Raw genomic sequence first — 8,763 nt, forward strand, 5'->3', positions numbered from 1 at the left:
AGCGACGGGACGACATCCATGAAGCCTTCCTCGGGCTCGCTACATGTCTCATCACCTACAGACACGTCCGACGCCTTTGTTAGGACCTCTAAGTCGAGAGGTGGTGGCGGCGCACACTGCGGGCCGGTGGTGCCGTCAGCCCTCGTTGAGCTCCGCGGCCCGCTCCTCACCGGAGCGAGACCACTGGTCAGACCACAAGGTGGCCATGCGGTGGGCCGCGCGTTCGTCGGCGATCTGCTCAGCGGAGGGCACGTACCAGTCGAGTCGGGTGAGGGTCGTCAGCAGACCTGCCACGTAGGGGCTTATGTCCATGTCCGTGAAGGGGGAAGACACATCGACTTCGGTGTACGCCGCTAGCTTGACCTCGGGATTGTCATAGGTGCCCGCTGCCGTCAGGCGGAGGCCGAAACCGAGCCCGCGGCCGAAGTGCGCCGGCCGGTCATTCCATTCGCATTCCGTGAACGTCAGGTTCAGCGCTCGCCCGATGCGGGCCGCGGCCTGACCCATGGCCTCGCCGGTGGCAGCGCGCACGTCGGCATGGAGCCGTTGCTGGTCCATTCGAGCCTCCCTCCTTACCGGGTCTTCGTCCGTGACGTGAGAACGGCCGCGCGGGTTGAGGGGGTTGTGACGCAAGCTTCGGCCCGAGTGGCCTTATCCCATCCTGCCCCAACCGGGATCTCCCAGGAGCATCTTGGCGAACTTGTCGCCGCACTTGCCCCGGCGTGGCAGTCAGTACAGGAGTCCGCGCTGCGGAAACGCCGGGGTGCTGAGCGTCGGCGCGAGGCCGGTGCCGGGCCGAAGCATCGGCTGGTGTTCGTTGACCGGGTGCTGGTCACGCTGGTGCATCTGCGTCACGGGCTGCCGCATGCGGCTCTGGCGGTGCTGTTCGGTGTGGATCGCTCGACGGTGTCCGGGGCGATCCGGCAGGTCCGTCCTCTGCTTGCCGCTCGCGGATGTGCGGTGCCGGACCGGCCCGGGATCCGGCTGCGTACCTTGGAGGACGTGTTCGCCTACGCCGAGGCCGAAGGCGTCGAGCTAACACCTTGACGGCACCGACGTGGAGGTCCGCCGCCCAAAGGCCTGACGGCCGGGCCGCAAGGCGTTCGTTTCCGGCAAGCGGAGACAGAACACGATCAAGACCCCGACGTTCAGCGACGAACAAGGACGACTTGTGTTCTCCGGTGTGCCCCGGCCCGGGCGGATGCCCGACCAGACCGCAGTTCGGACCGAGGGCATCGCCGAGCAGCTACGCTGCCGCCCCGGCGTCAAAGCCCACGTCGACGAGGGCTACCGGGGCCTGGCCAACGAGTTCCCCAACCAGGTCACCGCACCGCCGCGCAAGGTCAAGGACGACGCGCCGATCGGCGAGCAACACGCCTGGCGCCATGCTCGACGCAGCCAGTCCTCGGCGCGGATCTGCGTGGAACACACCAACGCCGAGCTCAAGCAATGGCAGCTGCTGCGCCGGTACACCGGTCGCCACGACGACTTCGCCAAGACCCAGGCCGCCATCGCCGGCCTGGTCTCCGACCGGTCAGCCCGCCGCCCAACACGCCGCCCGGCGAGCAAGGAACTTGTCCCACTCGCCGACAGCCACATGAAGGCCCGCTGATCACCCGAGAGCGGAAAGCTCAAACGAGCCTGCCCGAAGAGCTATCGCTCCCAAGCCGCAATGGTCTCGACCGGCCGGTTGCGCGGGTTTGAGTCCTTGGAGGAGCGTCTGCTGCTGCTCGCGTTGGACTTCGTACGCGTGTAAGACGTGCTGTCGCAACCGTTCGAGTTGGGCTTCGAGAGTGTTCACGGCCGCGAGTACCGGGGTTCGCCGCGCTTCAACACCCTGTACTACGCCTTGGCAGGGCACGCCGATCTCCTACTCGGCCGGTCGTCCAGTTGGCAGATGGCCGGGTGCACCTCGTCGCCGTCGGCGTTCGGTCAGTGGCTCTCGCTAGCCGTGGATCACCAAGCACGGTCAGCCCAGGCGAGAGGCCCCGCGCAGAGGGCCTCTCGGCCTGCGGCGGTGGCATCACGCGGGGGCGGTCTCCGGCGTCTTCTGGTCTCGCTGGTAGGCGGTGAGGAGGAAGAGCCAGATCTCGCTGACGGTCGGGAAGCAGGCGATCGCGTGCCTGAGCCGCTTGAGCGGGACCTCGCCGGCGACCGCGATGGTGGCTGAGTGCAGGAGCTCACTGACGCCCGGGCCGACGAAGGTCACTCCGAGCAGAATCTCCCGGTCGACGTCGACGACCAGCCGGGCGTGGCCGCGGTAGCCGTCCGCGTAGAGGTTGGCGCCCTGGGCAGCGTTGAAGTCGCGGTCGATGGTCTTGATCCGGTGGCCTGCCTGCTCAGCCTGCTCGGCGGTCAGGCCCACCGCGGCTGCTTCGGGGTCGGTGAAGAATACCTGCGGTACGGCGTGCTGGTCGGCGGTGGTGGCGTGGTCACCCCACGGGGCGTCGTCCACCGGCCGGCCGGCAGCACGTGCGGCGATCGCGTCGCCTGCGGTCCGGGCCTGGTACTTGCCCTGGTGGGTGAGCAGGGCGCGGTGGTTGACGTCGCCGAGCGCGTAGAGCCAGTCGCCGTCGACGCCGTTGACCAGGCAGGTGGTGTCCACGTCCAGCCAGGAGCCGGGGATGAGGCCGATGGTGTCCAGGCCGATGTCGCCGGTGGCGGGTGTGCGGCCGGTGGCGAACAGCACCTCGTCGGCCTCCAGCTCGCTGCCGTCGTCGAGGGTGAGGGTGACCGGTCCCTCGGGGTCAGGGCGGCGCAGAGCGGACACCTGTACGCCGATCCGTACGTCCACGCCCGACTCGCTCAGTCCCTGGGCGACCAGCTCGCCGGCAAAGGGCTCCAGGCGGGGGATCAGGCGACGGCGGGCGAGCAGGGTGACCTGGGAGCCGAGGCCCTGCCAGAGAGTGGCCATCTCGACGCCGACTCCGCCGCCGCCGACGACGACGAGCCGGGCGGGCACGGTGCTGGAGTCGGTGCCGTGCCGGTTGGTCCAGGGCCGGGCCTCTTCGATGCCCGGGATGCCGGGGAGATTCGGTCGGCTGCCCGTGGCGATGGCCACCGCGCTCCGGGCGGTAAGGGTCTGGCGTGTGCCGTCGTCACGGGTGACGGTGACCTGGCGTGGGCCGTCGAGACGGCCGTGACCGCGGAAGAGGTCGGCGCCGATGGACTTGAGGAAAAGGGCCTGACCGGAGTCGTCCCAGTCGCTGACGTAGCGGTTGCGGCGGGCGAAGACGCCGTCGGTGTCGAGACGGCCGGTGACGGTCTGCCGGGCGCCGTCCACGCGCCGCGCGTCGGCGACCGCGATGACCGGCCGCAGCAGCGCCTTGCTGGGCACGCAGGCCCAATAGGAGCACTCGCCGCCGACGAGTTCCCGTTCCACGACGGCTACGGACAGGCCGGCGGCACGGGCACGGTCGGCGACGTTTTGGCCGACCGGACCGGCGCCCAGCACGATCACGTCGTAGGCGGTGGCTTCCTGGTTTCCGCGCGGTTCGCTCATTTCTTTCCTCACATCACGATCGGTGCTGATCTCGAGCTATTCCCCGGGATTGCCTGACGACGGTCGGTGCCGCGTCGGTCGAACTGGTCTTCACACTCCCCGTCGGGGCCCCGGGGAGGGGGGTCCGGGCGGGGGACGTGGTGATCAGTTGTGAGCACACGGGGTGACGACCGGCCATGCGTTGTCGGTGTCGGCGAGGAGGTTGAAGTAGTTGGTGAGGAGGTTCAGCCCCAGATTGCCCGTGACCTCGGCCATTTCGGCGTCGGCGACGCCGGCGGCCCGGCGCGCCTTCAGCTGCCTCTCGTCGGTGCTGCCGTGGCCGCGGGCGATGGTGTCGGAGAGGGCGAGCGGTGCGGCGATGTGCGGGCCGGACTCGGCGTCGCGGGCCCGCTCCAGTTCCTCGGCGTCGACCTCTGCGACGTGCGCCCCTATGCAGGTGTGGGCGGACAGGCAGTACTCGCAATTGTTGTACTGGGCGGTGGCGATCGCCAGCCGTTCACGGACGGGAGCGGGGATCACACCCTCGCTCAGTGCCCCGGACAGCGCCAGCCAGCCTTTGACCAGCGCCGGACTGTTGGCCATGACCTTGGCCAGGTTCGGGACGGAGCCGGGGGTTGCGGACCTGGGCGAGAGCTTCGGCGGCAGCACCGGTCACCTCAGCGGGCTGGATCTGAGGCAGCCGTGACATGGGGTACCTCCATGGGGTGGGACACCCAGGTGGTTTCCCGGGCTTGAACGGATCGCAGGCGGGCGGCCCATTTCGCCGCCCGCACGAGCCGGAAGGGCAGCCGCGCGCTGTACGGATCATGTAACCCCGAGGTGCGCACAGTTCCTCTCCCGCGGCCATACGCCTCACGAAGAGCCGCCATAAGCACCGCTTCTGACCGGCACCCCGGCCACCGGGAGCGTGTGTGGCGCTGTGAACGGCGCAGCGGGCTCCGGAGGAGATGGGGGCCTCGGATACGGCTGCGCCCCCGTCCCGATCTCCGGACGGCGCAGGCTTTGGGACTCGTGTCACCTCACGGAGGAGGAGGCGGGGCACCAGAACACGGACCACCCGTGCTCCCGGTCAACCCTCATGTTCCGGACGCCGTGTGGGTGGAGAATTCGACACTTTCCGCGCCAAATGAAGGTACTGCTTATGGCGGTCAAAAGTAGGGGCGATCGCAGTCGGAAATTTCGCGAAGAGGTCAGCAATTAGAAATGCTGGACTGCTCTGCGGGTCAGCTTGCCGGAAACCGGACGGCGCCTGAGAGCAGGCGCGAAATATTTCGTACCCAATGGCTGCGGGGCCGTACCGGTCCTGCGGAAAGGTGCTTCTCATGCAGTTCGAGAATCAGACCGCTCTCGTGACCGGCAGCACGTCCGGCATCGGTCGCGAGACGGCTCTCCTCCTGGCCCAGGAGGGCACGTCCGTCATTGTCTCCGGCCGCAATGCCGACAAGGGCGCTCAGACCGTCGCGGCCATTGAGGCCGCTGGTGGCAAGGCCAGGTTCATCGCCGCAGACCTGAGCGATCTGGATTCGGTCCGACACCTGGCCGACGAGGCCGGTGAGGTGGACATCCTGGTCAACAATGCCGGTGCCTACCCCTTCGCCCCCACCCTCGAGCAGGGCCTGGACACCTTCGAGACCCTGCTCGACACCAACGTACGCGGCACGTACTTCCTCACCCAGGCACTGGCGGCGAAGATGGCGGCCAAGGGTTCCGGCAGCGTCGTCAGCGTCACCACTGTCGCCGGTCTGACCGGCATGGCCGGCACATCCGTCTACGGCGCCTCGAAGGCGGCCGTGGACTCCTTCACCCGCGCCTGGGCCGTCGAGTTCGGCAAGCGTGGAGTGCGCTTCAACGCCGTCGCCCCTGGCCACACGAACACCGACAACGTGGCGGACATGGTCGGCCAGGAGGACTTCGAAGCGCTGGGAGCGAAGGTGCCATTGGGACGCCTTGGTGCGGCACGCGAGATCGCCGAAGCCATCGTCTTCCTCGCCTCGCCCCGCGCCGCCTACATCACCGGCGTCACCCTCCCCGTGGACGGCGGCTTCATGGCCCTGGGCCCCACCGACCAGTAAGTGGCGTAAGGCCGCGAAGCCGTGGCGCGGCGCTGGGATCTGCACCCCCTTGCAGCCTTGTGGCAGGCCTCGGCAGCATTGCGCAGCTCCTGCCCCGCCCCGTGCACGATGCATGGCGGTCTGCCGTTCTCACGGTCGTCGGTACGGGCAGCGGCCGTAGCCCTCCGCTACCGGACGTTATGGGCGCTATAGGCCAAGGTTGTGGCCGGTCGTGGATCCGGTGTTTTCGGCGTGGTGCGATGGGGGCATGGAGTTGCGGGAGTTGCATGCCTTTGTGGCAGTGGTCGAGGAGGGTGGCTTCTCGGCTGCGGCCCGGCGGTTGCATGTCAGCCAGCCGGCGCTGTCCCAGACGGTCGGTGGTCTGGAGCGGGAGCTGCGGGTGAAGCTGCTGGTGCGCAGCAGCACCGGTGTTCGGCCCACGGACGCGGGCGTCGCCCTCCTCGGGGAGGCACGTGCGCTGCTGGCCCGGCGTGATCAGGTGGTGCGGACGATGGCCCGGTACACCGGTGGGGGCGGCGGCGTGCTGCGGATCGGCATTCCGCTGGAGTTCCCCTCGCGGCTGCTGAGTCCCGCGCTCAGCGAGCTGGCCGAGGCCTGCCCCGACACCCGGGTTCAGGCCCGCCATCTGTCCACGTCCGGGCAGTTGGCCGCGCTTCACGCTGGCGAACTGGACCTGGGACTGCTGCGGGAGCGCCCCACCGGGCAGGAGTTCGACGCGATGCTGGTCAACAGGGAACGGCTGGGTGTCTTGCTGGCCGCGGACCAGGCGGCGGAGCTGTCCGGGCCGGAGGGGATCGCGCTGGATGCGCTGGCCCGGCTGGAATGGGTGGCTTTCCCGCGCTCGGACAGCCCTGCCTGGTATGACGAGCTGACGGCGATCCTGCGCACCCACGGCCTCGACCTTGGTACCCAGGCGCCGGAGGGACAGCGGCTGATCGCGGAGGTGAAACTGGCGGCCGTCAGCGCCGGGCGGGCCTTTGCGCTGGCCCCGCCGGACTGGTCGCAGCCCATTCCCGACGGTGTGGCGTGGCAGCCGCTGGTCGGGCACCCTCTCATCCGCCGGACGTGGGCGGTGTGGCCGGCGGATTCGCGGCGGCAGGATCTGGGACGCTTGATCGCCGCGTTCGAACAGCCGACCACCGACTGATCTCCGTAGCGAGGCGGCTGGGCGATGCGTTGAGGTCAGACGGCGGTGCGTCCGCCGTCGACGGGCAGGACCGCCCCCTGCACAAAGCTGCTCGCCGCGTCGTCGGCGAGGTACACGATCGCGGCCGCGATCTCTGCGGCGGATGCCGGCCGTCCGGCGGGCGCCTGCGCGGCCGGACTCTGCAGGTCCTCCTCGGCCTCAGCGGTGGTCTCGGTCCGGGTGGACCGACCTGTACGGCGTTGACCCGCACTCCCTGTGGGCCGTACTCGGCTGCCCATGCCTTCGTCAGGAGGTTCACTGCTGCCTTGCTCGACCCGTACAACGCCATGCCCGAGAACCCGAGCGCGGCCGCGATGGTGCTGACGTTGACGATCGCTCCGCCGCCCCGGTCGGCCATGGCGGCGGCGAGTTCGGCCACGAGGTAGAACGGGGCCTTGACGTTGAGCGCGTACACCGCGTCGAAGAGGCTTTCCTCCGTGTCCTTGGTCGGCCCGAAGGGGTAGACGCCCGCGTTGTTGACCAGGACGTCGACCCGGCCGCCGCCCAGCCCAAGGGCGTCGTGCGCCAGCCGTCGCATTGCCTGGGCGTCGCGCAGATCGGCACTCACGAAGTCCGCCTTCCCGCCGTGCTCCCGGATCGCGCCTACGACGCTCTCGCCGCGGACGGGATCGCGGCCGGCCACCAGCACGTACGCGCCGCGCTCGGCCAGCGCCTGCGCTGTGGCAGCGCCGATGCCGCTGGTCGCCCCGGTCACGAGCGCGACCTTCCCCTGCATGGATGCAGACGTCGTGGCCGATTCCTTCCGTTGATGACGAGATACGTGATCGGCGTACGGACGGGAACACGGCCGCTGCGTCGGGAATCACGCCACACCCTCGGGAACGCACCGCCCGCTCAGAGCGGCGCAGTAGGTACGGCCGCCGCACATCCACAGCATCACCAGCAACGGGGCCCCGCAACCGTTCCGGGCCAGGGCACCGGCCGGGAACGCCGGGGCTGTTGTGCAGTCAGCTGAATGGAGTATCTGCCGACAGATTCTCCAGACGGCAGACGGCGAGCCTATACCGGTTATCGCGACGGCCTATGGCTTTCATGGAATCCCGTCGGAGAAGCGAACGCTGTAACCGCTCGGCACCCAATGCCGGGGCCTGGCACCTGGCCGGAAAAGTCGGCACCGATTTCGAAGCCGGGTCCGCATCTGGCATGCAGCGAATTCCTAGACGGAGTGGAACAGAACCATGGGAATGTTGGACGGCAAGGTTGCTCTGATCACCGGGGGAACGTCCGGGATCGGCCGGGTCAGCGCACGCCTGTTCGCACAGGAGGGTGCGAAGGTGGCGATCACCGGGCGCCGGGAGGATGCAGGCCGGGACGTGGTCGAGGAGATCACGAGGGACGGTGGCGAGGCGCTGTTCGTCAAGGCTGACGCCACGGACTTCGGTGGCGCGCGGGCAGTGGTGCAGCAGGTCGTCGACTACTTCGGCCGCCTCGACGTGGCCTTCAACAACGCGGGCACCGCCGCGGTCGGCCCGTTGACCGAGCTGGACGAGAAGGCTTGGGACCACCTGATGGACGGCAATCTGAAGGGCACGTTCTTCTACCTGCAGGCCGAGGCCGATCAGATGAAGCGCCAGGGCGAGGGCGGGGCGATCGTCGTCAACGGATCGGTGTTCGCCGAACTCGGCACCGCGGGCATCTCCATCTACAGCGCCAGCAAGGGCGGCGTCGCCGCACTCGCCCGCGCGGCGGCGGTGGAGCTCGGGCCCGACGCGATCCGGGTCAACACCGTGAACCCGACCATCATCCGCACACCGCTGACCGAGGGCGGCATCACGAAGAAGGAGGACGGCTCCGAGTACCACCCGCACGGGGAGAACATCCCCCTCGGCCGCGTCGGCGAGGCGGACGAGGTCGCCCAGGTGGCTCTCTTCCTCCTGTCCGACCGGGCCTCCTTCGTCACCGGACAGTCGGTCATGGTGGACGGCGGACAGAGCGTCAACTGATCCGACGGCGAAGCGCCCCGCGTCCTGGTCGTCCAGGAC

At 69.0% G+C, this 8,763-nt stretch carries 9 protein-coding genes and 1 pseudogene; 5 read left to right on the forward strand and 5 right to left on the reverse strand.

All coding sequences use genetic code 11. From position 1 onward, the window contains the following. Nucleotides 1-135 precede the first annotated feature (135 nt). Nucleotides 136-558, reverse strand: coding sequence for a hypothetical protein (locus ACWDEN_RS47555; RefSeq protein WP_351620721.1), 423 nt, complete (start codon nt 556-558; stop codon nt 136-138). A 252-nt stretch (nt 559-810) separates the two neighbouring features. On the opposite strand from ACWDEN_RS47555, the gene ACWDEN_RS47560 reads away from it, so the two are divergent. Beyond that, the gene (locus ACWDEN_RS47560) at nt 811-1,047 is read left to right on the forward strand and encodes a helix-turn-helix domain-containing protein (protein ID WP_450864336.1); all 237 of its coding nucleotides are present in this window, start codon (nt 811-813) and stop codon (nt 1,045-1,047) included. 85 nt (nt 1,048-1,132) lie between these two features. Beyond that, nucleotides 1,133-1,612 carry a transposase family protein gene (locus ACWDEN_RS47565; RefSeq protein WP_450864346.1) on the forward strand — a complete coding sequence of 160 codons (480 nt, stop codon included), beginning with the start codon at nt 1,133-1,135 and terminating at the stop codon, nt 1,610-1,612. Between the two features lie 411 nt (nt 1,613-2,023). Here ACWDEN_RS47565 and ACWDEN_RS47570 read toward each other — a convergent pair whose 3' ends face one another. After that, nucleotides 2,024-3,502, reverse strand: coding sequence for a dihydrolipoyl dehydrogenase family protein (locus ACWDEN_RS47570; RefSeq protein WP_450864338.1), 1,479 nt, complete (start codon nt 3,500-3,502; stop codon nt 2,024-2,026). A gap of 144 nt (nt 3,503-3,646) precedes the next feature. Next, complete coding sequence (locus tag ACWDEN_RS47575; RefSeq protein ID WP_450864340.1) at nt 3,647-4,150, reverse strand: carboxymuconolactone decarboxylase family protein; 504 nt, start codon at nt 4,148-4,150, stop codon at nt 3,647-3,649. Nucleotides 4,151-4,824: 674 nt separating this feature from the next. Between ACWDEN_RS47575 and ACWDEN_RS47580 the strand changes: the two genes are divergently transcribed. After that, nucleotides 4,825-5,574, forward strand: a complete 750-nt coding sequence (locus ACWDEN_RS47580) for an SDR family NAD(P)-dependent oxidoreductase (protein WP_351620709.1) — start codon at nt 4,825-4,827, stop codon at nt 5,572-5,574. Between the two features lie 247 nt (nt 5,575-5,821). Continuing rightward, nucleotides 5,822-6,721 carry a LysR family transcriptional regulator gene (locus ACWDEN_RS47585; protein WP_450864342.1) on the forward strand — a complete coding sequence of 300 codons (900 nt, stop codon included), beginning with the start codon at nt 5,822-5,824 and terminating at the stop codon, nt 6,719-6,721. Nucleotides 6,722-6,756: 35 nt separating this feature from the next. On the opposite strand, the gene ACWDEN_RS47590 is transcribed toward ACWDEN_RS47585, so the two are convergent. Continuing rightward, on the reverse strand, nt 6,757-6,999 hold the full coding sequence (locus ACWDEN_RS47590) for an SDR family oxidoreductase (RefSeq protein WP_450864344.1): 243 nt from the start codon (nt 6,997-6,999) through the stop codon (nt 6,757-6,759). Then, nucleotides 6,996-7,496: pseudogene (locus ACWDEN_RS47595) on the reverse strand (SDR family NAD(P)-dependent oxidoreductase); the annotation flags it as partial. The pseudogene ACWDEN_RS47595 and the gene ACWDEN_RS47590, both read right to left, overlap by 4 nt. Nucleotides 7,497-7,959: 463 nt before the next feature. Here ACWDEN_RS47595 and ACWDEN_RS47600 point away from each other — a divergent pair. Next, nucleotides 7,960-8,724 (forward strand): SDR family NAD(P)-dependent oxidoreductase, encoded by a 765-nt coding sequence (locus tag ACWDEN_RS47600; protein WP_351620703.1) that lies wholly within the window; start codon nt 7,960-7,962, stop codon nt 8,722-8,724. Nucleotides 8,725-8,763: the final 39 nt, after the last annotated feature.

The organism is Streptomyces sp. NPDC001153 (assembly GCF_053598315.1).